The following is a 23,185-nucleotide window of genomic DNA, read 5'->3' as shown; positions in this document are numbered from 1 at the left end:
CTAGGCGCCTCGGGGGCCACCGGCCATTTCGTTTTTCCAGCTTTTTCGATAAGCAAACCTTATGGATTTTAAGCAACTGCGTTATTTCGTCGCGGTGTATGAAGAAGGCCATGTGGGCCGTGCCGCTGAACGCCTGTCGATCTCCCAGCCAGCGCTCTCACAACAGATCCGCCAGTTGGAGAGCAACCTCGATGTGAGCCTGTTCGAACGCAGCAGCAAACGCCTGCTGCCCACCCTGGCCGCCCATACGCTGTACAACCATGCCTTGCCGCTGATCGATGGCATGCAGCAAGCCGTCGAAGCCTTGCGTAACTTCAAGGGCCAGGCCATGCGCACCCTGGCCATCGGCGTGCTGCAAACCGTGCACACCAGCCTGGTCCCGCAAATGCTCGAGCGCGTGCGCAAGGCCCAGCCGCACCTGGTGGTGCAGATCTACGAATTGACCGGGATCGAGATTGAACGGCGGTTACTTAACGGCTCGCTGGACATCGGCATCAGCTATCTGCCGCCACGCCAGCCGGGGCTGCACGGTGTGTTGTTGTACGAAGATGAATTGAAGATAGTCATCCCCGAGGACCATCCCCTGCGCGAATTCAAGAAAGTCTCGCTGAAACAGGCCGCCGAACTGCCGATGTTGTTGCTGGGGGAAGAGTTCCAGGTTCGACAGATCTGGCAGGGTCAGTTATCCAACCTCGGACGCCGGCCGCAGGTACAGGCGGAGTTGAATACCATGGTGGGGATTCTCGACAGCTTGCCTAACACCAAATTGGCCACGGTGCTGCCGGGACGCTCCCAGGACGAACACAACAGCCAGTCGCTGCTCTGGAAACCCTTGAGTGAACCCAGGGTGCCGTTAAAGGTAGGTTTGGTGTGTCGCGATGTACAGCGCCAGCAGGCAACCATGGCGCTGCTGCGCACCTTGCTGGAAGACGTGATGAATGCGCCGCAGGCCCTGCCCTGAAATTCGGCGCCTGACTTTTTCGCAGGCAAAAGAAAACCCCGCCGAAGCGGGGCTTTGCAGACTGTTTCCCTGACATCCATTTCACTCCGCCATCCTGGCAGAATCCTACGTGTCCGTGTTGTTGCTTTGCGCTTCCTGCGCGACGTCCATGTGAAGTAGATTATCCGTGGATCCAATTTGGCGATAGAGGACGATTAGCAGTACGTCATGTAAGAGAATGCTTACACGCCCTCCAAGCCGTTAGAACAGTGCCTCATCCAGCAAAAACAGTGATTCGCTACCGGCTTTTACCGACGCACTCAGCGAGTGAATACGTGGCAACAGACGCGCAAAGTAGAAGCGCGCGGTGCCCAGCTTGCTGGCGTAGAAGTCTTCCTCAGTCTCTTTGCCCAACGCGGCCTTGGCCATGCGCGCCCACATATAGGCGTAGGCCATGTAACCAAATGCATGCAAATACTCCACCGAGGCTGCGCCGATCTCGTTCGGATTGGTCCTGGCACGATCCAGCACCCAGGCGGTCAATTCGTCCAGGTTATCCACCGCTGCGCCCAGTGGCTGGGTGAACTCCGCCAATTCGGGCCCCGCCGAGGCGATGAACTGGCGAATCTCGTCGGCGAACAAGGTGTAGAACGCACCGCCGCTGCCGACGATCTTGCGTCCCATCAAATCCAGTGCCTGGATGCCGTTGGTGCCTTCGTAGATCTGGGTGATGCGTACATCACGCACCAGTTGCTCCTGGCCCCACTCACGAATGTAACCGTGGCCACCAAACACTTGCTGGCCGAGCACGGTGGTTTCCAGGCCCAAGTCGCTGAGGAACGCCTTGGCGACCGGCGTCAACAAGGCCACCAGGTTATCGGCCCGCTCGCGGGCAGCGGCATCTTCACTGAACTTGGCGATGTCCAGCTGCGTCGCCACATAGGTGGAAAACGCGCGTCCGCCTTCGTTGGAGGCTTTCATGGTCAACAGCATACGGCGCACGTCGGGGTGGACGATGATCGGGTCGGCCACTTTGTCTTTGGCCTGGGCACCGGTCGGCGCACGGCTTTGCAGGCGGTCCCGCGCATATTCAATCGCGTTCTGGTAGGAGCGCTCGCCGGACGCCAGGCCCTGGATACCCACGCCAAGGCGCTCATAGTTCATCATGGTGAACATCGCCGCCAACCCACGGTTGGGTTCGCCCACCAGGTAGCCAACGGCTTCGTCGAAGTTCATCACGCAGGTGGCGGATGCCTGGATACCCATCTTGTGTTCGATGGAGCCGCAGCTCACCGGGTTGCGCGCGCCCAGGCTGCCGTCGGCGTTGACCATGAACTTCGGCACCAGGAACAGCGAAATCCCCTTGGGACCGGCCGGTGCGTCCGGCAGTTTGGCCAGCACCAGGTGAATGATGTTCTCGGTGAGGTCGTGTTCACCGCCAGTGATAAAGATCTTGGTTCCGCTGATCCTGTAGGAACCGTCTGCCTGCGGCTCGGCCTTGGTGCGGATAATCCCCAGGTCGGTACCCGCGTGTGCTTCCGTCAGGCACATGGAGCCTGCCCACTCGCCGGAATACATCTTCGGCAGGTAGATGGCCTTGAGTTCCTCGCTGGCATGGGTGTTGATCGACACGCAGGCGCCGGAGGTCAGCATCGGGTACAGGCCGAACGCCAGGCTTGACGAGTTGATCATCTCCTCGACCTGGGCCGATACCGCCTTGGGCATGCCCATGCCGCCAAACACGGGGTCGCCGCCTACGCCGACCCAGCCACCTTCAGCGTAGGTCTTGTAGGCCTGTGGATAACCATCCGGAGTAAACACCGCCGTGTTATCCCAGCGGCAGCCCTGTTCATCGCCGCCACGGCTGAGCGGGGCGATGGATTTGGCGGTGACCTTGCCGGCTTCTTCGAGGATGGCCTCTACGGTTTCGGCGTCAACGCTGTCTGCCAATGCCGGCAATTGGGCCCAAGTGGTGGCGACCTCAAAGACTTCGTTGAGGACGAAGCGCATATCACGCAGCGGCGCTTTGTAATCAGCCATGGCAAACCTCGTGAGAACGTGAAAAGTGATTCGATAGGATCGGTTTTACAGGCTCCGAGTGTACCCGAACAACTTTTCAGACACATAGGGTCCACTTGTGACTGACTGGTATTTTTAAGTCATCACAGCGCAAACGACTCCGCAGGCAGACTCATCAGGCATTCGCTGCCCGCTTCCACGGCGGCGCGGTGGGTTGCGGTACGTGGCAACAGGCGCTTGAAGTAAAAGTCGCAGGTCGCCAGCTTGGCTTTGGCGAAGTCAGTGTCATCGTGCGCCAGCGCTGCAATGGCCATCCGAAGCCACAGGTAGGCGAGGATGATGTAACCGCTGTACATCAAGTAATCCACCGCCGCTGCGCCCACCTCATCCGGGTTTTTCATCGCGGCCATACCGACCTGGGTAGTCAGCTCGCCCCATTCCTGATTCAGTTGATTAAGCTGCACCACATAGCCCTTGAGCTGCGCATGTTCGGCATTCGCCGCGCAAAACTTATGCACGATTTTGGTAAAGCCGCGCAGCAGCTTGCCCTGGCTGCCCAACACCTTGCGCCCCAGCAGGTCGAGGGCCTGGATGCCGTTGGTGCCTTCGTAGATCGGCGCAATCCGCGCATCGCGCGCCAGTTGTTCCATGCCCCACTCACGAATGTAGCCATGGCCGCCGAATATCTGCATGCCGTGGTTGGTCACCTCCAGCCCGGTGTCGGTCATAAAGGCTTTGCAGATGGGAGTGAGGAACGCCAACAGGTCTTCGGCCTCCTGGCGCTGGCCGGCGTCGCTGCAAAGGTGCGCGGTGTCGAGCAACTGCGCGGTGAAATAGGTCAGTGCGCGGTTGCCTTCGTTGAAGGCTTTCATGGTCAGCAGCATACGGCGCACATCGGGATGCACGATGATCGGGTCGGCGGCTTTCTCCGGGGCCTTGGCGCCGGTCAGCGCGCGCATTTGCAGGCGGTCGTTGGCGTACTTGATCGCGCCCTGGAAGCTCGCCTCGCCATTGCATAGGCCCTGCATGCCGGTGCCCAGGCGGGCGTGGTTCATCATGGTGAACATGCAGTTGAGGCCCTTGTTCGCCTCGCCAATCAAAAAGCCCTTGGCGCCGTCGAAGTTGAGCACGCACGTGGCCGAGGCCTTGATGCCCATCTTGTGCTCGATAGAGCCGCAGTGCACCGCATTGCGCTCAGCCGAATCCACATGGAACTTGGGCACGATAAACAACGAGATACCCTTGGTGCCCGCCGGCGCATCCGGCAGCTTGGCCAGCACCAGATGGATGATATTGGCGCTCATGTCGTGCTCACCGGCCGAGATGAAGATCTTGCTCCCGGTGATCGCGTAGCTGCCATCCGCCTGGGGCACGGCACGGGTCTTGATCAGGCCCAGGTCGGTGCCGCAATGGGCTTCGGTCAGGCACATGGTGCCGGTCCATTCGCCTGCGGTGAGTTTGCTCAGGAACGTGGCCTTCTGCTCTTCGGTGCCGTGGGCGTGGATCGCCGACATCGCGCCGTGGGTCAGGCCCGGATACATGCCCCACGAGGTGTTGCTGGAGCCGATCATCTCGCTGAGCACCAGGCCCAACGATTGCGGCAGGCCCTGGCCGCCGTAGGCCGGGTCTGCCGCCACACCGTGCCAGCCGCCCTCGACGTACTGGGCGAAGGCTTCCTTGAAGCCCTTGGGCGTCGTCACCACGCCGTTGTCGAAATGGCAGCCCTCCTCATCACCACTGCGGTTGAGTGGCGAAAGCACGTTCTCGCAGAATTTGGCACCTTCTTCCAGGATTGCACTGACCATGTCCGGACTGGCGTCCGTGGCGCCCAGGGCAGCGTAGTGGCCGTGGAAATCAAACACGTTGTCGATCAGAAAGCGCATGTCGCGCAGGGGAGCTTTGTACTCAGGCATGTCGATGTCTCCGGCAGCAGATCCTTTCAACCTACTGCCGGCCAGCGCCTCGGACAATCATTGTAGAACCGCTGAATACAGCGCCATCACTCAACCGGCAGCGCTCTGCATGCGCACCGCGCCACGGCGGGTCTGCCCGGCCGCAACCACACAGTTACGCCCCGCGCCCTTGGCGGCGTACAGCGCCTGGTCGGCGGACTTGAGCACTTCTTCCGCCGTGCGCTGGTCGATCTGGCGTTCGGCCACGCCGATGCTGACCGTCACAGACACACTCGACGCGCCGCTGCCCGCCCGGCGTTGACGGCCTTGTTGATCATCCTGGGGCCGGTCCGAATTACGCAGCTTGATGTCATAGTTGGCGACGATCTCGCGGATTTCCTCCAGGTGCGGCATGCACTCATCCAGGGTCTTGCCGGCGAACACCACGGCGAACTCTTCACCGCCGTAGCGGTAGGCACGCCCACCCCCATTGACCTTGGACAGCTTGCTCGCGACCAGGCGCAGCACCTGGTCGCCCACATCGTGACCATGGGTGTCATTGAAGCGCTTGAAGTGATCGACGTCGGTCATCGCCAGCACATAGTTGCGCCCCAGCCGCTGCATGCGTTCGTTCAGGGCACGGCGCCCCGGCAGGCCGGTCAGTTCGTCGCGGAACGCCATTTGATAAGCCTCGTGGGCCACGCCGGCGGCGATCATCAGCATGACCTGGCTGCACATGATATTCAGCGTGAACGGCAGGATGAAGGTCTGCGGCAACATCCAGAACATCCCCAGCAAGCCCACCAGTTGCGCTGCATGCAGCGGGCGCGGCTGGTACCAGTATTGCGCTGCCAGGGCGAGGAAGCCGACCAGGAACATCGGGTAAGACAACTGGATCAGGCTCATCCAGGTCCCATGCAGAGCGGGCCAGCGGATCTCCGCCAGCCAGTTCAGCAGTGCCTGGGGATAACTTTGCTCCAGGGCCAGCGCCACGCTGCCGATTGCCAGCAGCACCGCACAACGGGCAACGAAGTCGCGAAACAGGTGGGTCTTCTCCTGCCACAGCGCGTAGATGCTGAACAGCAACGGCAATAACAGGCAACACAGGTGAAACACCACGGCCGCGTCTTCGCGCACGCGGCCATTGTCGCGATAGAAATCGGTCTGGGTATCGAGCAGGAAGTAGGCGATGTACACCGTGATCATCAGGAACAATTCACGCTGACGGCGATAAACCGCGCAGTACGAACCGCCCAGCAACAGCACCAGGGTCGGCAACACATTGAACAGCGAGGTGAAGAAGACGCTGAGGTCCTTGACGTACGCAGCCGAGAGCCCGGCCAGCAACAGCAGCAACGAAGGAAGAAAGTGACTGAAACGTAAAGCAGACACGCGTGACAAGGGTAAAACTCCGACCCGCAAAAAGTAGTGGCACTGTGCCTTGATGCGAACAGTTAAGCACACCTTGCCCGTCATGTATCACATTGCCATCACTGTAACGGCAGCCGGAGAAAATCCCTGAGCGCTGCACTGTGTTTTTTATCCCCCAATGAAAAAACCGCCGCTCCCAAGGGAAGCGACGGTTTCAAATGAACCCGGTAAGGCTTAGTAAGCCAGGCCGAAGTCTTCTTCTTTCATGTCCATCAGGTTACTGGCGCCCGACAGCATGGTGGCCACGTGGGTACGGGTCCGCGGCAGGATGCGCTGGAAGTAGAAGCGCGCGGTTTGCAGCTTGGCGGTGTAGAACGCTTCTTCGCTGGTACCGGCGGCGAGTTTTTCGGCAGCCAGGCGCGCCATGTCGGCCCAGAAGTAAGCCAGGCACGCGTAACCGGAGTACATCAGGTAATCCACCGAAGCGGCCCCCACCTCTTCGCGGTCTTTCATCGCGGCCATGCCGACCTTCATGGTCAACTCGCCCCACTCTTTGTTCAGCGCAGCCAGCGGTGCCACGAATTCCTTGACCGCGTCGTTGCCTTCGTTGGCCTGGCAGAACTTGTGCACGATCTTGGTGAAGCCCTTGAGCGCTTCGCCCTGGGTCATCAGCACTTTACGGCCGAGCAGGTCCAGTGCCTGGATGCCAGTGGTGCCTTCGTACAGCATGGAGATACGGCTGTCGCGAACGTTCTGCTCCATGCCCCACTCGGCGATAAAGCCGTGGCCGCCATAGATCTGCACGCCGTGGTTGGCGGATTCAAAACCGACTTCGGTCATGAACGCCTTGGCAATCGGGGTCATGAATGCCAGCAGGCCGTCGGCCTGTTTCTTGGCCTCGTCGTCGGTGCCGTACTTGACGATGTCCACTTGCTTGGCGGTGAAGTACACCATCGCACGGTTACCTTCGGCGAAGGCTTTCATGGTCAGCAGCATGCGGCGCACGTCAGGGTGCACGATGATCGGGTCAGCGGCCTTTTCCGGCGCTTTCGGGCCAGTCAGGGAACGCATCTGCAAGCGATCGCGGGCGTATTTCAGGCCGCCCTGGAAGCCGATCTCGGCGTGGGCCAGGCCTTGCAGCGCGGTGCCCAGGCGAGCGGTGTTCATAAAGGTGAACATGCAGTTCAGGCCTTTGTTCGCCGGGCCGATCAGGAAACCGGTGGCCGCGTCGAAGTTCATCACACAGGTGGCGTTACCGTGGATACCCATCTTGTGTTCCAGGGAACCACAGCTCACGGCGTTGCGCGCACCGATCGAGCCGTCGGCGTTGGGCAGGAACTTGGGCACGATGAACAGCGAGATGCCTTTGGTACCCGCCGGTGCGTCCGGCAGGCGGGCCAGCACGATGTGGACGATGTTGTCGGCCATGTCGTGTTCACCGGCCGAGATGAAGATCTTGGTACCGGAGACTTTGTAGGAACCATCGGCCTGAGGCTCGGCCTTGGTGCGCAGCATGCCCAGGTCGGTACCGCAGTGTGGCTCGGTCAGGCACATGGTGCCGGTCCACTCGCCCGACACCAGCTTGGTCAGGTAAGCCTCTTGCTGCTCGGGGGTGCCATGCTCGGAAATGGTGTTCATCGCACCATGGGACAGGCCCGGGTACATGCCCCACGACCAGTTGGCTTCGCCGACCATTTCGCTCACGGCCAGGCCCAGGGATTCCGGCAGGCCTTGGCCACCGTGCTCCACGTCGTGGGCCAGGCTTGGCCAGCCGCCTTCGACAAATTGCTTGTAGGCTTCTTTGAAACCAGCAGGGGTTTTTACGCCAGACTCACTCCAGGTGCACCCTTCGATGTCACCCACGCGGTTCAACGGTGCCAGCACTTGCTCACAAAACTTGGCGCCTTCTTCGAGAATGGCGTCAACCATGTCCGGGGTAGCGTCCTGGCAAGCCGGCAGGCTTTGATAGTGCGCTTCATAGCCGAGCAGTTCGTCACGAACGAAGCGAATATCACGCAAGGGGGCCTTGTAGTCAGGCATAGCGATAAACCTCTGCTGATGTATCTGGAATGAACAACCGCGTGGATTTGTTATGGCGGTCAAACAGGTGTTTGAAACATACGTTTACGACCTGGGGATGTCAAGCGTCGTCCAGACACCGTTTGTCATGACGCGGGTCAATGGCAGGCATTGCGAGGCCTGCGGCGGGATGCCACAAGGTGTTCAGAAGAAAATGGAGGATTGCGCAAAGGCGACCAGCCCCAGGAAGAAGCCGGTCGTACGAAAGAGGGGTTAAGCGAAGGTGTCGATCAGGGTACCGAGCATTTCGTCTGAAGCCTTGGCGACCTTGGCGCCCAACTCCACTTGAAACTTGCCTTGGGCCATTTCAACCATATTGCTCGCCGAGTTCGTCGGCTGGGCGCGGTCATTGGCTTGCAACCGGTCGCGCTGTGCGTCCGACGGCTGGGTGGTCGCGGCGCTGGCAATCCTGCCGGCGGCCTGGTCGACACGGCTCTGCCCGGCCTGAATGGTGCTCAGCCCCGAGTAAAACGCGCTGCTGCCAGAGATGTCCATGGCTTCAACCTGCCTTTAGAGAATCGTGAAGTTGAATTGAAGCAGACATACTGGCAAAAAGCCCGTTAAAAACACTAATGGCATAATGCCTTGCCGATAGCCAGAATCAGTCAAGCAGGTCCAGTTGCAGGTACTCAGCTACCGCCTCGGCGCCGGCGTGCTTGAGCTTGGGCACTCGTCCAAGGCATGGCGCGGGCAAACGCTCGGCCAGGGTGGCGAGGTTTTCTTCCAGACGAGAGGTCTTGGGGTCGATGATATTCGCCACCCAACCGGCCAAGGGCAAACCGTCCCGGGCGATGGCTTCGGCGGTGAGCAAGGCATGGCTGATGCATCCCAGGCGCACGCCCACCACCAGGATCACCGGCAGTTGCAGCGCCATGGCCAGGTCCGACAGGTTGTCCTGGTCAGCCAACGGCACACGCCAACCGCCTGCGCCTTCGATGAGGGTGAAATCCGCCTGACGCGCCAGAATCTGCTGCATGGGTTTCAACAACGACTGCACCGTCAGCGCGACGCCGGCCTCCCGCGCGGCCAGATGGGGCGCGATGGCGGGTTCGAACGCCACCGGGTTGACCTCGGCATAACTCAACGGCAATGAACATTCGGCCAGCAGCGCCAGGGCATCGGCGTTGCGCAAGCCCTTGGCCGTGACCTGGCAGCCGGAAGCCACGGGTTTTCCCGCCGCAGTACTTTTGCCTGCTAGCCGAGCGGCGTGCAACAGGCCGGCGGCGATAGTGGTCTTGCCGACATCCGTATCGGTGCCGGTGATGAAATAGGCGGCGCTCATAGGGGCTTCTCCAGGACGGCATACACCACTTGATAAGTGGCCGGCAGTCCCTCGGCCTGACGGAACTGCTCGTAGGCGTCTACCAGTGCAACAATCCGCGCACGGCCCGTCAACCCTCCCGGGCGGCCCGGATTGAGATTGTGCGCACCGAGCGCCTTGAGCTCATGGGTCAGGCTGCGCACATCCGGATAATGCAGCACATGGGCACGTCGCTCCAGGCTGACCACGCGCAAACCGCTGGCCGCGCACAGCTGCTGGTACGCCTCGAAAGTGCGGAAGCGATTGACGTGCACCAGGCCATCCGCCGCCCGCCAGCTTTCGCGCAACTCATCCAGCGTCCCGACGCACAAACTGGCGAACGCCAGCACGCCACCCGGCTGCAGCACGCGATAGGCCTCGCTGAGCACCGCCTCGAAGTTCGCACACCACTGCACCGCCAGGCTGGAGAAGAGCAGCTCGAAGCTCTCGGCTTTCAGCGGCAAGCGTTCTGCATCACCCGCGACAAAATGATGTGCGCCACCCAAAGGCCGGGCATGGTTAAGCATGCCCTCGGCAATATCCAGCGCCACACCTTGGCTGGCGGGCAACAACTCGCCCAGCACACGGCTGAAATAACCCGTGCCGCAGCCCATATCCAGCCAGTGCCGTGGCGCACACGCTGATGGCAGGCGGGCCAGCAGCCCATGCCCTACGGCGCGCTGCAACTCGGCGACGCTGTCGTAACTGGCCGCCGCACGGGAAAACGACGCCGCCACCTGACGTTTGTCCGGCAAGGCGCCCGGCAGGGAGGGATGGGATAAATCAGTCATCGACGCACTCATGCAAAAAAGCCTGGATGGCCCCCGCCACACCGTGGGGGTCTTCCAGAAGAAAAGCGTGACCAGCCTGTTCAATCAGGCCGATTTCCACATCCGGCAGCAGCCTCAGCAGGTCGCTGGCGGCTTCGGCGGGCACCAATCCGTCCATGCCGGCGAACAGGTGCAACTGTGGGCCGCGATAAGCCAGCAAGGCTTCGCGGGTATCCAGTTGGGCCAGCAGTTCCAGACCGGGCATCAACACGCTGGACGCTGAATGCGGCGCGCCACTGACCAGCAGGCGCGACAGCCCCCGCGGGTCCTCGGCGCCCTTGGCGCACAACAGGCCGAAGCGCTTGAGGGTGACTTGGGAGTCGGCATGGCAGCCGGCCAGGAACGCATCGAAGGTCGCGGCGGGCATCCCATGGGGCCAGCCGTCGTGTGCGACGAAGCACGGGTTGCTCGCCAGGGTCAGCAAGCCGCAGCAACGCTCGCCGCGCCGCGCCGCCAGTTCGGCAGCGAGCATGCCGCCCAAGGACCAGCCGCCCAGCCAGGCGTTGTCGGGCAGGGTAGCGTCGAGTTCGTCGAGCCATTCATCGAGGTCGCTGGAAGCAAGCGCCGGCAATGGCTCGACCTGCACCTGCAGGTGTGCGTCCAGGCCACGCAAGGCGGCGGCCAAAGGCTCCAGCGGCGATACGCCGAGACCCCAGCCGGGCAGCAGGATCAGTCGATCACGCATGGTCGGGCTCCGTGGCACCAGACAAGCGGAAACACTCTTCCAATGCGTTTAACAATAGCTGTACCTGCGCCTCGCTGTGGGCTGCGGTCAAGGTCACGCGCAAACGCGCGCTGCCGGCGGGTACGGTGGGCGGGCGGATCGCCGTGACCGTCAGGCCCCGCTCACGCAGCATCTGCGACAGTCGCACGGCCTTGGCACTGTCGCCGATCAGGATCGGCTGGATCGGTGTAAAGCTGTCCATCAAGTCCAGGCCAAGCTGCTCGGCGCCCTGGCGAAACTGACGAATCAGGCGGTCGAGGTGCTCGCGCCGCCAATGTTCGGTGCGTAGCAGCTCCAGGCTTTTCAGGGTGGCGCAGGCCAGCGCCGGCGGTTGGCTGGTGGTGTAGATATACGGCCGGGCAAACTGGATCAGGCTTTCGATCAGGTCCTCACTGCCCGCGACAAACGCGCCCGCCGTGCCGAACGCTTTGCCCAGGGTGCCGACCAATACCGGCACGTCGTCCTGGCTCAAGCCGAAATGCTCGACGATCCCGCCGCCATTAGCGCCGAGCGGACCAAAGCCATGGGCATCATCCACCATCAACCAGGCGCCTTTGGCCCTGGCTGCACGGGCCAGTGCCGGCAGGTCGGCCAGGTCGCCGTCCATGCTGAACACACCATCGGTGACCACCAGCGTATTACCGGTGGCTTTCTCCAGGCGCTTGGCCAGGCTGATCGCGTCGTTGTGCAGGTAGCGATTGAAGCGCGCACCGGACAGCAAGCCGGCATCCAGCAGCGAGGCATGGTTGAGACGGTCTTCCAGCACCGTATCGCCCTGCCCCACCAACGCCGTGACCGCACCGAGGTTGGCCATGTAGCCGGTGGTAAACAGCAGCGCACGCGGGCGGCCAGTGAGATCGGCCAGCGCCTCCTCCAGTTCATGGTGCGGCGTGGAATGGCCCACCACCAAGTGCGAGGCACCGCCGCCCACGCCCCAATGGGACGCCCCGGCGCGCCAGGCCTCGATCACTTGCGGGTGATTGGCCAGGCCCAGGTAATCGTTATTGCAGAATGCCAGGAGGGGTTGACCGTCAACCACCACCGCCGGGCCTTGGGGGCTCTGGAGCAGCGGGCGTTGACGGTAAAGGTGTTCGGCACGGCGGGCAGCGAGGCGCGCGGAGAGATCAAAAGACATGCAGGCCTCGGGGTGGCAGGTGCAACTCGGTCAAAACAGGTGGGAATCAAACAACGGCGTTATAGAACTGCTCGCTGCTCTTCTGCTCCACCAACGCCTGTTCGATGGCCGCCTGGTGCACTTCATCCGCATGCTCTTCACGGGCTTCCGGCAGGATGCCCAGGCGCGAGAACAGCTGCATGTCCTTGTCGGCCTGAGGGTTGGCGGTGGTCAGCAGTTTGTCGCCGTAGAAGATCGAGTTGGCACCGGCAAAGAACGCCAGGGCCTGCATCTGCTCGTTCATCGCTTCGCGCCCCGCCGACAGGCGCACATGGGATTGCGGCATCAGGATGCGCGCCACGGCCAGCATGCGGATGAAATCGAACGGGTCGATGTCCTCGGCATTTTCCAACGGTGTGCCGGCGACTTTCACCAGCATGTTGATCGGCACCGACTCCGGATGCTCCGGCAGGTTGGCCAACTGGATCAGCAGGTTGGCGCGGTCATCAAGGGACTCGCCCATGCCAAGGATGCCGCCGGAGCAGATCTTCATCCCCGACTCACGCACATAGGCCAGGGTTTGCAGGCGCTCGCTGTAGGTACGGGTGGTGATGATACTGCCGTAGAACTCCGGCGACGTATCCAGGTTGTGGTTGTAGTAATCCAGGCCGGCCTGGGCCAGGGCCGTAGTCTGGTCCTGGTCGAGACGGCCGAGGGTCATGCAGGTTTCCAGGCCCATGGCCTTCACGCCTTTGACCATCTGCAGCACATAAGGCATGTCTTTGGCCGACGGGTGTTTCCAGGCGGCGCCCATGCAGAAACGGGTCGAACCGATGGCCTTGGCGCGAGCGGCCTCTTCGAGGACCTTCTGCACCTCCATCAGCTTTTCTTTTTCCAGGCCCGTGTTGTAGTGGCCCGACTGCGGACAATATTTGCAATCTTCCGGGCAGGCACCGGTCTTGATCGACAGCAGGGTCGACACCTGTACACGGTTGGCATCGAAATGCGCGCGGTGCACGGTCTGCGCCTGGAACAACAGGTCATTGAACGGCTGCACGAACAACGCTTTGACTTCGGCTAAGGACCAATCGTGACGCAAGGTGGCGGTGGTGCTGGCGCTCATGGGCGATTCCTTGATTATGCTTTGGCAAGCGCTGCGGGAAGGGGCAATACCCACAGACACGACACGGATGCTCGGCATATTTAAGGAAGATTCATGCACTGTCAACCAAGCTACAAACACGAAGTTTACATCTGGTCAAAAAACATACAGACATGTTTAATCTGCGACGAGACGACTGAAACCGCCGACTGTGTCTGCAACGTCTGCGAAACCGAGCTGCCCTGGCTGATGGAGCATTGCGAAATCTGCGCCCTGCCTTTGGCGATGGACGGCCTGGTCTGCGGCCAGTGCCTGAGACAACCGCCCGCCTTTAAACACGTGATCGCCCCCTGGACCTACAGCTTTCCGGTGGACACCCTGATCAGTCGCTTCAAGCACCAGGCACGCTGGCCCCTCGGGCATATGCTGGGGCGCTTGCTGGGGCACTACTTGCAACATCGCTTCGACAACCACTCACTCACCCGCCCGGACATGCTGCTGCCAGTGCCCATGGCCCGCAGGCGCCTGCGTGAACGGGGCTATAACCAGGCGCTGATGCTGACGCGCTGGCTCAGCGTCGACCTCGACCTTCCCCACGATGAACATCTATTGCTACGCCCTTATGAAACCGTCGCGCAGCAAGCCCTCGACGCCAAGACGCGCAAGCGCAACCTGCTCAACGCCTTCGCCCTGGCCCCGGGTGCCGAGGTGCGCGGCCGCCACCTGGCACTGGTGGACGACGTGCTCACCACCGGCGCCACCGCCCACAGCCTGGCGCGGTTATTGATCAACGCCGGCGCGCGACAGGTAGACGTGTACTGCCTGGCCCGCACGTCAAAGCCTGGCACTTGACTCTCATGCCTCGCGGCCGCAACGTCCGCTCATCCCACCACAGCGAATGCCCATGTCCCTACCGACGCTGCTCAGCCAACATATTGTCCGCCGCCCCCAGCGTATCGCCCTGCTGGGGCATATCGCCGAGCAGGGCTCCATCACCCGCGCCGCCAAAAGTGCGGGCTTGAGCTACAAGGCCGCCTGGGACGCCATCGACGAGCTGAACAACCTGGCGCAAAAACCCTTGGTCGAACGCAGTGTCGGCGGCAAGGGCGGCGGCGGCGCCAAACTCACGGCCGAGGGTGAACGGGTGTTGCGCCTCTACCAGCGCCTGCAAGTGTTGCAGGCCGAAGTGCTCGGCTCGGACGAGGCCGCCAGCGACTTCAACCTGCTCGGCCGCTTGATGCTGCGCACCAGCGCCCGTAACCAGTTGCATGGTCAGGTCATTGCGATTGAACAGCGTGGCCGCAACGACCTGATTCACTTGCAGCTCGCCGGAGGGCTGACCCTGGCGGCGCAAATCACCCATGACAGTACGCAACGGCTGGAGCTGGAAGTCGGCGTGGAAGTCGTTGCGCTGATCAAGGCCGGCTGGCTGGAATTGCTGGCGCCCGACAAACCTGCAACACCTGGACACAATTGCATGAGCGGGACCGTAGACGCGATTCTCGCCGCCGAGGACGGCCCCAGCGAAGTGCGCATCGCCCTGCCCAATGGCCAGGTTTTATGCGCCTTGGCGCAGCCCGCCGCGCTCGAGGCCCTGGGCGCCGCCGCTGGCGGGACGCTCCAAGTGCAGTTTGCCGCCAGCAATGTGCTGCTCGGCACGCCGGTCTGAGCCGAGTAGCTCTTCAAACTGCAACAATTTCGTCACGCCCGCTCCTTATGGTGTCTGCAAAAACCGCAGGGAGCCTGACATGAACCTATTAGAAGAAAACCAAGCCACCGACCTCGAACAGATGGTCGGCCTTACCCGCCGCCGCTTCATCGGTGCCGGCGCCCTGTGCGGTGCGGCGATGTTCCTCGGTGGCAACCTGCTGAGCCGCAGCGCCCTGGCCGTCAACGCCGCCTCCGCCAGCCCGCTGCTGGGCTTTACCAGCATCGCTGCGGCCACCAGCGACACCATCACCCTGCCGCCGGGCTACAGCGCTTCGGTGCTGATCAGCTGGGGCCAGCCGCTGCACAAGAGCGCGCCGGCCTTCGACCCGTCCGGCAACGGCACCGCCAAAGCCCAGGAACAACAGTTCGGCGACAACAACGACGGCATGAGCCTGTTCGCCTTCCCCGGCGACGACAACCGCGCGCTGATGGCAATCAACAACGAATACACCAACTACCGCTACCTCTTCGCCCACGGCGGCGCGCCGCAATCGGCCGAAGACGTGCACAAGGCCCAGGCCAGTGAAGGTGTGTCGGTGATCGAAGTACGGCGCAAGGGCGATACCTGGCAGTTCGTCCAGGACTCGCGCTACAACCGGCGCATCCACGGCAACTCGCCGATCCGCCTGAGCGGCCCCGCCGCCGGCCACGAATGGTTGAAAACCAGCGCCGACAAGTCCGGCAAAAAAGCCCTCGGCACCTTCCAGAACTGCGCCAACGGCCAGACCCCATGGGGCACTTACCTGACCTGCGAAGAGAACTTCACCGACTGCTTTGGCAGCAGCAACCCCCAGCAAGCGTTCGATGCCGGGCAGAAACGCTACGGCGTGGTGGCCGCCAGCAAAGAGATCAACTGGCACCTGCACGACCCGCGCTTCGACCTGGCCAAGAACCCCAATGAACTCAACCGCCACGGCTGGGTCGTGGAAATCGACCCGTTCGACCCGCAATCCACCCCGGCAAAACGCACCGCCCTGGGCCGCTTCAAGCACGAGAACGCCGCCCTGGCGCAAACCCGTGACGGCCGCGCCGTGGTGTACATGGGCGACGACGAGCGCGGCGAGTTCATCTACAAATTCGTCAGCCGCGACAAGATCAACCACAAGAGCCCCAAGGCCAACAAAGACCTGCTCGACCACGGCACCTTGTACGTGGCTATCTTCGATGCGGGCGATGGCAACGCCGATCATCCGAAGGGCAAAGGGCAATGGGTCGAGCTGACCCATGGCAAAAACGGCATCGACGCCAGCACCGGCTTCGCCAGCCAGGCCGAAGTGCTGATCCACGCGCGCCTGGCCGCCAGTGTGGTCAAAGCCACGCGCATGGACCGCCCGGAATGGATCGTGGTCAGCCCCACCGACGGCCAGGTCTACTGCACCCTGACCAACAACGCCAAGCGCGGCGAAGACGGCCAACCGGTGGGCGGGCCCAACCCGCGTGAGAAAAACGTCTACGGCCAGATCCTGCGCTGGAAGGCCAACGCCGATGACCATGGCGCCGCGGACTTCAGCTGGGACCTGTTTGTGGTGGCCGGCAACCCTGGCGTGCACGCCGGCAAGCCCAAGGGCGGATCGTCCAACATCAACCCGCAGAACATGTTCAACAGCCCCGATGGCCTGGGTTTCGACAAGGCCGGGCGCCTGTGGATCCTCACCGACGGCGACTACAGCAACGCGGGCGACTTCGCCGGCATGGGCAACAACCAGATGCTCTGCGCCGACCCGGCGACCGGCGAAATCCGCCGCTTCATGGTTGGGCCGGTGGCCTGTGAAGTGACGGGGATCAGCTTTTCGCCGGATCAGAAAACCCTGTTTGTGGGGATCCAGCACCCGGGTGAAACCGGGGGTTCGACCTGGCCGGAGCATCTGCCGAATGGCAAGCCGCGCTCCTCGGTGATGGCGATTCGGCGGGATGATGGCGGGATTGTCGGTGCCTGATAGACCGCCCCACTGTAGGAGCGGGCTTGCCCGCGAAGATCGTCAGCGATAACGCAGCGGAACCTGACACTCCACTGCGCGCTCAGGTTTTTCGCGAGCAAGCTCGCTCCTACAGCGGTACCATACTCGGCCGGAAGCGGCGCCCTGCTGCCCGCAGGAGTTCCCATGGCCCATCCGTTTGAAACCCTCACCCCTGATCTGGTGCTCGATGCCGTCGAAAGCATCGGTTTCCTCAGCGATGCTCGCGTCCTGGCGCTCAACAGCTACGAAAACCGCGTGTATCAGGTGGGCATCGAAGACTCCGAGCCGCTGATCGCCAAGTTCTATCGCCCCCAGCGCTGGACCAACGACGCGATCCTTGAAGAACACCGCTTCACCTTCGAACTGGCCGAATGCGAAGTGCCGGTCGTCGCGCCGATGATTCATAACGGCAAAAGCCTGTTCGAACACGCCGGTTTCCGCTTCACCCTGTTCCCCCGCCGTGGCGGCCGCGCACCGGAGCCGGGCAACCTTGACCAGCTTTATCGCCTTGGGCAACTGCTCGGCCGTTTGCACGCCGTGGGGTCTACCCGCCCGTTCGAACACCGCGAAGCCTTGGGTGTGAAGAACTTCGGCCACGACTCCCTCACCACCCTGCTCGAAGGCAATTTCATTCCCAAGAGCCTGCTGCCAGCCTACGAGTCCGTGGCCCGCGACCTGCTCAAGCGCGTGGAAGAGGTGTACAAAGCCACGTCGCACAAGAACATCCGCATGCACGGCGATTGCCACCCCGGCAACATGATGTGCCGCGATGAGATGTTCCACATCGTCGACCTCGACGACTGCCGCATGGGCCCGGCGGTGCAGGACTTATGGATGATGCTCGCCGGTGATCGCCAGGAATGCCTGGGCCAGCTGTCGGAACTGATGGACGGCTACCAGGAATTCCACGACTTCGACCCGCGTGAACTGGCGCTGATCGAGCCGCTGCGCGCGTTGCGCCTGATGCACTACAGCGCGTGGCTGGCACGGCGCTGGGATGACCCGGCGTTCCCCCACAGCTTCCCGTGGTTCGGCAGCGAGCGGTATTGGGGCGACCAGGTGCTGGCGCTGCGCGAGCAACTCTCAGCGCTCAACGAAGAACCCCTCAAACTCTTCTGAAATCGCCGCTCGCTCCTGTAGGAGCGAGCTTGCTCGCTAAAACCCTGAGGGCGCCGCGTGCAGTCAGGATGCCCGCGTTATCGTTAACGATCTTCGCGAGCAAGCTCGCTCCTACAGAAGGGTAATCCCATTGGTTGACAAATATCCTTACAATCGCGCTTTGTTAGCTGCCTAAGCAAGGATTACGCATGCAAGCCGCCAACCCCCGCAAGGGGTACATCCTGGGCCTGAGCGCCTATGTCATCTGGGGTCTGTTCCCGCTCTACTTCAAAGCCATCGCCAGTGTGCCCGCCGCCGAAATCATCGTGCACCGGGTGCTGTGGTCGGCGCTGTTCGGTGGTTTGCTGCTGATGGTGTGGAAGCACCCCGGCTGGTTTCGCGAACTGCGCGACAACCCCCAGCGCCTGGCAATCCTGGCCCTCAGCGGTTCGTTGATCGCCGGTAACTGGCTGACCTATGTGTGGTCGGTGAACAGCGGGCGAATGCTTGAAGCCAGCCTGGGTTACTACATCAACCCACTGGTGAATGTGCTGCTGGGCATGCTGTTGCTCGGCGAACGCCTGCGTCGCCTGCAATGGGTGGCCGTGGGGCTGGCCGCAGTGGGTGTGGCGCAACAGGTCTGGCAGGTGGGCAGCTTGCCGTGGGTATCGTTGGTACTGGCGCTGACCTTCGGTTTCTACGGCCTGATCCGCAAGCAGGCGCCGGTCAAGGCGCTGCCGGGGCTGGTGGTGGAGACCTGGATGCTGGTGCCGATTGCGGTGGCCTGGTTGTTGTTCAACCCGTCGGCCCACAGTGCGCAACTGGCGTTCTGGAGCACATCCGAAGCCTGGTGGCTGGTGGCGGCCGGTCCGGTGACGTTGATCCCGTTGGTGTGCTTCAACGCCGCCGCACGGCATTTGCCTTACACCGCCTTGGGCTTTTTACAGTATGTGGCACCGACCCTGGTGTTGCTGGAAGCGGTGCTGCTGTTCGGTGAGCACCTGGCATCGAGCACGCTGATCGCCTTTGCCTTTATCTGGGCCGGGCTGGTGGTCTACAGCGTCGATGCCTGGTTGAGCGTGCGCAAACGCTGATCAAATAACGTACAAACCTCTGCAAGCCCCAGCCGGCCTGGCTTGCAGAGATCCACCCCAAGGTTACCCACAACCTGGTCCCCGTCATTTGTGCACAAGCCCTTGAAACTGCTCGTTTTTTGCTCAGCTGGCGGAGAAGCCCGGTGGACGTGGCCTGGCGCCGGGTCTCTACAGGTTATCCACAGGTCCATGCAAGATTTCCATGCATAACCTTGAGGGTGGTTATTCCTCGCTGTGCAGTTCCACCATCAGATCATCCGCCAGGGTTTCCAGGGATTCCTGCAACGCCTCCAAGGACAAGCTCGATGGCACCTGCAACAACGCCTCGGCGCTGAACAGCGGATCACCGCTCATCGGTGCCGGGCGTACATCGGTGCTCAAGCGCTCCAGGTTGACACCCTGTTTGCTCAACAGCGCCGTGATCTCGCGCACGATGCCCGAACGGTCGTTGCCCAGCAGCGTCATCACAATCGACTTGGACGCCGATGCCTGGCCACTGCTGCCCTCGCCCACCAGCACGCGAATACCGTGTGTGGATAAATCCTCCAAAGCCCCCACCAAGGCCTGACGACTCTCGGCAGGCACGCTGACCCGCAGGATCCCGGCGAACTGCCCGGCCATATGCGCCATTCGGCTTTCCAGCCAATTGCCGCCGTGGGCCGCAATGTTCTGCGCGATGCGTTCCACCAGGCCGGGTTTGTCGGCGGCGATAATAGTGAGTACAAGATGGTCCATGGCGAAGCCCTCTGAATTCAATCTACAAGGTGGACCCGGGGGCCCGCGAAAACAAATCGTGTACCATTTTTATATTTATCTGGAACAATCCAATAGTTTTTTGAGAACATCCGGTTCTCCGCTGTGACCGTACGACCAAAGTGGGTCGCTAAACGACGTATTTAGTCTAATTTTCACAACCGCAAGTCATCATGTAGTATGCCCTCCCGTGCACTACATAATGAAAATCCGAAACAGCGCATTAGCTCCGCAGAGTGAGGCAAGCAATGACTGAACACGTTCAAGTCGGTGGCCTGCAGGTCGCCAAAGTCCTGTTCGACTTCGTGAACAACGAAGCCATTCCCGGTACCGGCATCACTGCCGACCAGTTCTGGGCCGGTGCCGACAAGGTCATCCACGACCTGGCACCGAAGAACAAAGCCCTGCTCGCCAAACGCGACGATTTCCAGGCGCGGATCGATACCTGGCACCAGACTCACGCCGGCCAGGCCCACGACCCGGTGGCCTACAAAGCCTTCCTGCAAGACATCGGATACCTGCTGCCAGAAGCCGCAGACTTCCAGGCCTCGACCCAAAACGTCGATGACGAGATCGCCCGCATGGCCGGCCCGCAGCTGGTGGTGCCGGTGATGAACGCCCGCTTCGCCCTCAACGCGTCCAATGCCCGTTGGGGCTCGCTGTACGACGCCCTGTATGGCACCGACGCCATCAGCGAAGCCGACGGCGCCGAAAAGGGCAAGGGCTACAACAAAGTGCGTGGCGACAAGGTGATTGCCTTCGCCCGCGCCTTCCTCGACGAAGCCGCGCCGCTGAGCGCCGGCAGCCACGTCGATTCCACCGGCTACAAGATCGTCGACGGCAAGCTGATCGTCAGCCTCAAGGGCGGCAGCAACAGCGGCCTGCGTGACGACGCCCAGTTGATTGGTTTCCAGGGCCCTGCGGCCGAGCCGATCGCGATCCTGCTGAAACACAACGGCCTGCACTTCGAAATCCAGATCGACGCCAGCACCCCGGTTGGCCAGACCGATGCCGCCGGTGTCAAAGACGTGCTGATGGAAGCCGCACTCACCACCATCATGGACTGCGAAGACTCCGTCGCCGCCGTCGATGCCGATGACAAGGTGGTGATCTACCGCAACTGGCTCGGCCTGATGAAGGGCGACCTGGCCGAAGAAGTGGCCAAGGGCGGCAAGACCTTCACCCGCACCATGAATGCCGACCGCGTCTACACCGGCGTCGACGGCCAGGACGTGACGCTGCACGGCCGTTCGCTGCTGTTCGTGCGCAACGTTGGCCACCTGATGACCATCGACGCGATCCTCGACAAACACGGCAACGAAGTACCGGAAGGCATCCTCGACGGCCTGCTCACCAGCCTGGCCGCGATCCACAGCCTCAACGGCAACAACACACGCAAGAACAGCCGCACCGGCTCGGTCTACATCGTGAAGCCGAAGATGCACGGCCCTGAAGAAGCCGCGTTCACCAACGAGCTGTTCGGCCGCATCGAAGACGTGCTGAACCTGCCGCGCAACACCCTCAAGGTCGGGATCATGGACGAGGAGCGCCGCACCACGGTCAACCTCAAGGCCTGCATCAAGGCCGCCAGCGAGCGCGTGGTGTTTATCAACACCGGCTTCCTCGACCGCACCGGCGACGAGATCCACACCTCCATGGAAGCCGGTGCGATGGTGCGTAAGGCGGCGATGAAGGCGGAAAAATGGATCGGCGCCTACGAGAACTGGAACGTCGATATCGGCTTGAGCACCGGCCTGCAAGGCCGTGCGCAGATCGGTAAAGGCATGTGGGCGATGCCCGACCTGATGGCGGCGATGCTCGAACAGAAAATCGCCCACCCACTGGCCGGCGCCAACACCGCCTGGGTGCCATCGCCGACGGCCGCCGCACTGCACGCGCTGCACTACCACAAGGTCGACGTGTTCGCACGCCAGGCCGAACTGGCCAAGCGCGAACGCGCGTCGGTGGACGACATCCTCACCATTCCCCTGGCCAGCAATACCGATTGGTCCGACGAAGAAATCCGCAACGAACTGGACAACAACGCCCAGGGCATCCTCGGCTATGTGGTCCGCTGGATCGACCAGGGCGTGGGCTGCTCGAAAGTGCCGGACATCAACGACGTCGGCCTGATGGAAGACCGCGCCACCCTGCGCATCTCCAGCCAGCACATTGCCAACTGGCTGCGCCACGGCATCGTCAACGAAGCCCAGGTGATGGAAAGCCTCAAGCGCATGGCGCCGGTGGTGGACCGCCAGAATGCCGGGGATGCGCTGTACCGTCCGCTGGCGCCGGATTTCGACAGCAATATCGCGTTCCAGGCAGCGGTGGAGTTGGTGATTGAAGGGACCAAACAGCCCAATGGCTATACCGAGCCGGTGTTGCACCGCAGGCGTCGGGAGTTCAAGGCTAAAAACGGCCTGTAAATGAAAAAGCCCTGATCGTGAGATCAGGGCTTTTTCTTTGGGGCTGTGGTGGGGATGTACCCGGTCAACTGTGGGAGGGGGCTTGCTCCCGATGAGGCCCGTACAGACACTGCAAAAATCAGGAAGCCATCCCCAACTCCCGCTTGACCAACTTCGCCAACTTCACGCTGTCGATCGGCTTGAGCAAAAAATCCACCACGCTCAAATGCATCGCATCAATCACATCCGGCGCTTCGGCATCCCCCGACATGATGATGATCGGCAACGCCGCGCGGGTGGATTCGCGCACTTGCTTGATCAACTCCAGACCATTGCTGGGTTTCATGCGCAGATCGGTGATCAGCAAGCCGATGGAACTGCTGGACTTCAATAAATCCCACGCGGCCTCGCCACTGTCGGCCGTCATGCAGCGAATACCGTCCAAGCCCAGGATCTCCGCCAACAGTTCACGCGCGTCCTTGTCGTCATCAACAATCAACACGCGTTGTGGCGGTAAATCAGGCTCCAGCATCACGGCGCTCAGCGCCTCGCGCTCGGCATCACTCAAAATATCGTGGTCGGACATACGTTTCTCAGCGGTTTTCGACAATCTTCCAGCACACTCGTCAGACATCTGCGGAAGGGCGTTCAATGTGCACTTCGTCGGAAAGTTTGCCTAGTGGGTGTTCTACGGGGTTTGGACGATAGTCGTGTAAGGTTTTTCCCTAGTTCTGCGGCGTTTTCATCGACCTAGACTTACGTCCAATGGGCACCCGCCGCTCAGGAGTCGACCATG

General features: G+C 61.8%; 19 protein-coding genes. 7 read left to right on the top strand and 12 right to left on the bottom strand.

From position 1 onward, the window contains the following. Positions 1–61 precede the first annotated feature (61 nt). Positions 62–961: a LysR family transcriptional regulator gene (locus Q8X51_RS11090; protein WP_407693640.1), complete on the top strand. Its 900-nt coding sequence runs from the start codon at positions 62–64 to the stop codon at positions 959–961. 240 nt (positions 962–1,201) lie between these two features. Here the strand turns inward: Q8X51_RS11090 and Q8X51_RS11085 are convergent, their stop codons facing one another. The 10 genes from Q8X51_RS11085 to bioB form a co-directional block, all read right to left on the bottom strand. Continuing rightward, positions 1,202–2,980, bottom strand: a complete 1,779-nt coding sequence (locus tag Q8X51_RS11085; RefSeq protein WP_065925409.1) for an acyl-CoA dehydrogenase C-terminal domain-containing protein — start codon at positions 2,978–2,980, stop codon at positions 1,202–1,204. Positions 2,981–3,102: 122 nt separating this feature from the next. Next, entirely contained in the window at positions 3,103–4,872 is a 1,770-nt protein-coding gene (locus Q8X51_RS11080) for an acyl-CoA dehydrogenase C-terminal domain-containing protein (protein ID WP_065947467.1), read from the bottom strand. Positions 4,873–4,962: 90 nt separating this feature from the next. Next, entirely contained in the window at positions 4,963–6,252 is a 1,290-nt protein-coding gene (locus Q8X51_RS11075) for a GGDEF domain-containing protein (protein ID WP_065925411.1), read from the bottom strand. 204 nt (positions 6,253–6,456) lie between these two features. Further along, a complete protein-coding gene (locus tag Q8X51_RS11070; RefSeq protein ID WP_027605944.1) occupies positions 6,457–8,262 on the bottom strand; it encodes a phenylacyl-CoA dehydrogenase in 1,806 nt (601 codons plus the stop codon). Between the two features lie 252 nt (positions 8,263–8,514). Continuing rightward, the gene (locus tag Q8X51_RS11065) at positions 8,515–8,796 is read right to left on the bottom strand and encodes a pyrroloquinoline quinone biosynthesis protein PqqE (protein WP_065925412.1); all 282 of its coding nucleotides are present in this window, start codon (positions 8,794–8,796) and stop codon (positions 8,515–8,517) included. A 106-nt stretch (positions 8,797–8,902) separates the two neighbouring features. Continuing rightward, complete coding sequence (bioD, locus tag Q8X51_RS11060; RefSeq protein ID WP_065925413.1) at positions 8,903–9,583, bottom strand: dethiobiotin synthase; 681 nt, start codon at positions 9,581–9,583, stop codon at positions 8,903–8,905. Then, positions 9,580–10,392 (bottom strand): malonyl-ACP O-methyltransferase BioC, encoded by an 813-nt coding sequence (bioC, locus tag Q8X51_RS11055; protein ID WP_065925414.1) that lies wholly within the window; start codon positions 10,390–10,392, stop codon positions 9,580–9,582. Before bioC ends, bioD begins: the two co-directional genes overlap by 4 nt. Continuing rightward, positions 10,385–11,116, bottom strand: a complete 732-nt coding sequence (locus Q8X51_RS11050) for an alpha/beta fold hydrolase (protein WP_065925415.1) — start codon at positions 11,114–11,116, stop codon at positions 10,385–10,387. The genes bioC and Q8X51_RS11050 overlap by 8 nt, the downstream gene beginning before the upstream one ends. Beyond that, on the bottom strand, positions 11,109–12,290 hold the full coding sequence (gene bioF / locus Q8X51_RS11045) for an 8-amino-7-oxononanoate synthase (RefSeq protein ID WP_407693641.1): 1,182 nt from the start codon (positions 12,288–12,290) through the stop codon (positions 11,109–11,111). Before bioF ends, Q8X51_RS11050 begins: the two co-directional genes overlap by 8 nt. Before the next feature lie 46 nt (positions 12,291–12,336). Continuing rightward, the gene (bioB, locus tag Q8X51_RS11040) at positions 12,337–13,392 is read right to left on the bottom strand and encodes a biotin synthase BioB (protein WP_137212396.1); all 1,056 of its coding nucleotides are present in this window, start codon (positions 13,390–13,392) and stop codon (positions 12,337–12,339) included. 93 nt (positions 13,393–13,485) lie between these two features. Between bioB and Q8X51_RS11035 the strand changes: the two genes are divergently transcribed. The 5 genes from Q8X51_RS11035 (at position 13,486) to rarD (ending at position 19,231) form a co-directional block, all read left to right on the top strand. Continuing rightward, complete coding sequence (locus tag Q8X51_RS11035; protein WP_407693642.1) at positions 13,486–14,223, top strand: ComF family protein; 738 nt, start codon at positions 13,486–13,488, stop codon at positions 14,221–14,223. 52 nt (positions 14,224–14,275) lie between these two features. After that, positions 14,276–15,040, top strand: a complete 765-nt coding sequence (locus tag Q8X51_RS11030) for a TOBE domain-containing protein (protein WP_407693643.1) — start codon at positions 14,276–14,278, stop codon at positions 15,038–15,040. 79 nt (positions 15,041–15,119) lie between these two features. After that, positions 15,120–17,018, top strand: a complete 1,899-nt coding sequence (locus Q8X51_RS11025) for a PhoX family protein (protein ID WP_065947470.1) — start codon at positions 15,120–15,122, stop codon at positions 17,016–17,018. Between the two features lie 165 nt (positions 17,019–17,183). After that, positions 17,184–18,158: a serine/threonine protein kinase gene (locus Q8X51_RS11020; RefSeq protein ID WP_407693644.1), complete on the top strand. Its 975-nt coding sequence runs from the start codon at positions 17,184–17,186 to the stop codon at positions 18,156–18,158. A gap of 188 nt (positions 18,159–18,346) precedes the next feature. Then, positions 18,347–19,231, top strand: a complete 885-nt coding sequence (gene rarD / locus Q8X51_RS11015; RefSeq protein WP_065925422.1) for an EamA family transporter RarD — start codon at positions 18,347–18,349, stop codon at positions 19,229–19,231. A 222-nt stretch (positions 19,232–19,453) separates the two neighbouring features. Here rarD and Q8X51_RS11010 read toward each other — a convergent pair whose 3' ends face one another. Further along, entirely contained in the window at positions 19,454–19,966 is a 513-nt protein-coding gene (locus Q8X51_RS11010; protein ID WP_027605957.1) for a glycine cleavage system protein R, read from the bottom strand. 266 nt (positions 19,967–20,232) lie between these two features. Between Q8X51_RS11010 and Q8X51_RS11005 the strand changes: the two genes are divergently transcribed. Beyond that, positions 20,233–22,410, top strand: coding sequence for a malate synthase G (locus Q8X51_RS11005; RefSeq protein ID WP_407693645.1), 2,178 nt, complete (start codon positions 20,233–20,235; stop codon positions 22,408–22,410). A gap of 118 nt (positions 22,411–22,528) precedes the next feature. Here the strand turns inward: Q8X51_RS11005 and Q8X51_RS11000 are convergent, their stop codons facing one another. Then, positions 22,529–22,975, bottom strand: a complete 447-nt coding sequence (locus Q8X51_RS11000) for a response regulator (RefSeq protein WP_065925425.1) — start codon at positions 22,973–22,975, stop codon at positions 22,529–22,531. Positions 22,976–23,185: the final 210 nt, after the last annotated feature.

The sequence above is a fragment of the Pseudomonas sp. Yb2C2 genome (assembly GCF_052112325.1).
In the GTDB taxonomy this organism is placed as follows: domain Bacteria; phylum Pseudomonadota; class Gammaproteobacteria; order Pseudomonadales; family Pseudomonadaceae; genus Aquipseudomonas; species Aquipseudomonas marginalis.
This window is presented reverse-complemented; position numbering and strand designations above follow the sequence as displayed.

Excerpts from the sequence above, each read along its gene's own strand:
- Q8X51_RS11030 (WP_407693643.1), top strand. The coding sequence starts at position 14,276 with ATGTCCCTACCGACGCTGCTCAGCCAACATATTGTCCGCCGCCCCCAG.
- bioF (WP_407693641.1), bottom strand. The coding sequence starts at position 12,290 with ATGTCTTTTGATCTCTCCGCGCGCCTCGCTGCCCGCCGTGCCGAACAC.
- Q8X51_RS11090 (WP_407693640.1), top strand. The coding sequence starts at position 62 with ATGGATTTTAAGCAACTGCGTTATTTCGTCGCGGTGTATGAAGAAGGC.
- Q8X51_RS11035 (WP_407693642.1), top strand. The coding sequence starts at position 13,486 with ATGCACTGTCAACCAAGCTACAAACACGAAGTTTACATCTGGTCAAAA.
- bioB (WP_137212396.1), bottom strand. The coding sequence starts at position 13,392 with ATGAGCGCCAGCACCACCGCCACCTTGCGTCACGATTGGTCCTTAGCC.
- Q8X51_RS11005 (WP_407693645.1), top strand. The coding sequence starts at position 20,233 with ATGACTGAACACGTTCAAGTCGGTGGCCTGCAGGTCGCCAAAGTCCTG.
- rarD (WP_065925422.1), top strand. The coding sequence starts at position 18,347 with ATGCAAGCCGCCAACCCCCGCAAGGGGTACATCCTGGGCCTGAGCGCC.
- Q8X51_RS11085 (WP_065925409.1), bottom strand. The coding sequence starts at position 2,980 with ATGGCTGATTACAAAGCGCCGCTGCGTGATATGCGCTTCGTCCTCAAC.
- Q8X51_RS11000 (WP_065925425.1), bottom strand. The coding sequence starts at position 22,975 with ATGTCCGACCACGATATTTTGAGTGATGCCGAGCGCGAGGCGCTGAGC.
- Q8X51_RS11065 (WP_065925412.1), bottom strand. The coding sequence starts at position 8,796 with ATGGACATCTCTGGCAGCAGCGCGTTTTACTCGGGGCTGAGCACCATT.
- bioD (WP_065925413.1), bottom strand. The coding sequence starts at position 9,583 with ATGAGCGCCGCCTATTTCATCACCGGCACCGATACGGATGTCGGCAAG.
- Q8X51_RS11070 (WP_027605944.1), bottom strand. The coding sequence starts at position 8,262 with ATGCCTGACTACAAGGCCCCCTTGCGTGATATTCGCTTCGTTCGTGAC.
- bioC (WP_065925414.1), bottom strand. The coding sequence starts at position 10,392 with ATGACTGATTTATCCCATCCCTCCCTGCCGGGCGCCTTGCCGGACAAA.
- Q8X51_RS11020 (WP_407693644.1), top strand. The coding sequence starts at position 17,184 with ATGGCCCATCCGTTTGAAACCCTCACCCCTGATCTGGTGCTCGATGCC.
- Q8X51_RS11050 (WP_065925415.1), bottom strand. The coding sequence starts at position 11,116 with ATGCGTGATCGACTGATCCTGCTGCCCGGCTGGGGTCTCGGCGTATCG.
- Q8X51_RS11025 (WP_065947470.1), top strand. The coding sequence starts at position 15,120 with ATGAACCTATTAGAAGAAAACCAAGCCACCGACCTCGAACAGATGGTC.
- Q8X51_RS11010 (WP_027605957.1), bottom strand. The coding sequence starts at position 19,966 with ATGGACCATCTTGTACTCACTATTATCGCCGCCGACAAACCCGGCCTG.
- Q8X51_RS11080 (WP_065947467.1), bottom strand. The coding sequence starts at position 4,872 with ATGCCTGAGTACAAAGCTCCCCTGCGCGACATGCGCTTTCTGATCGAC.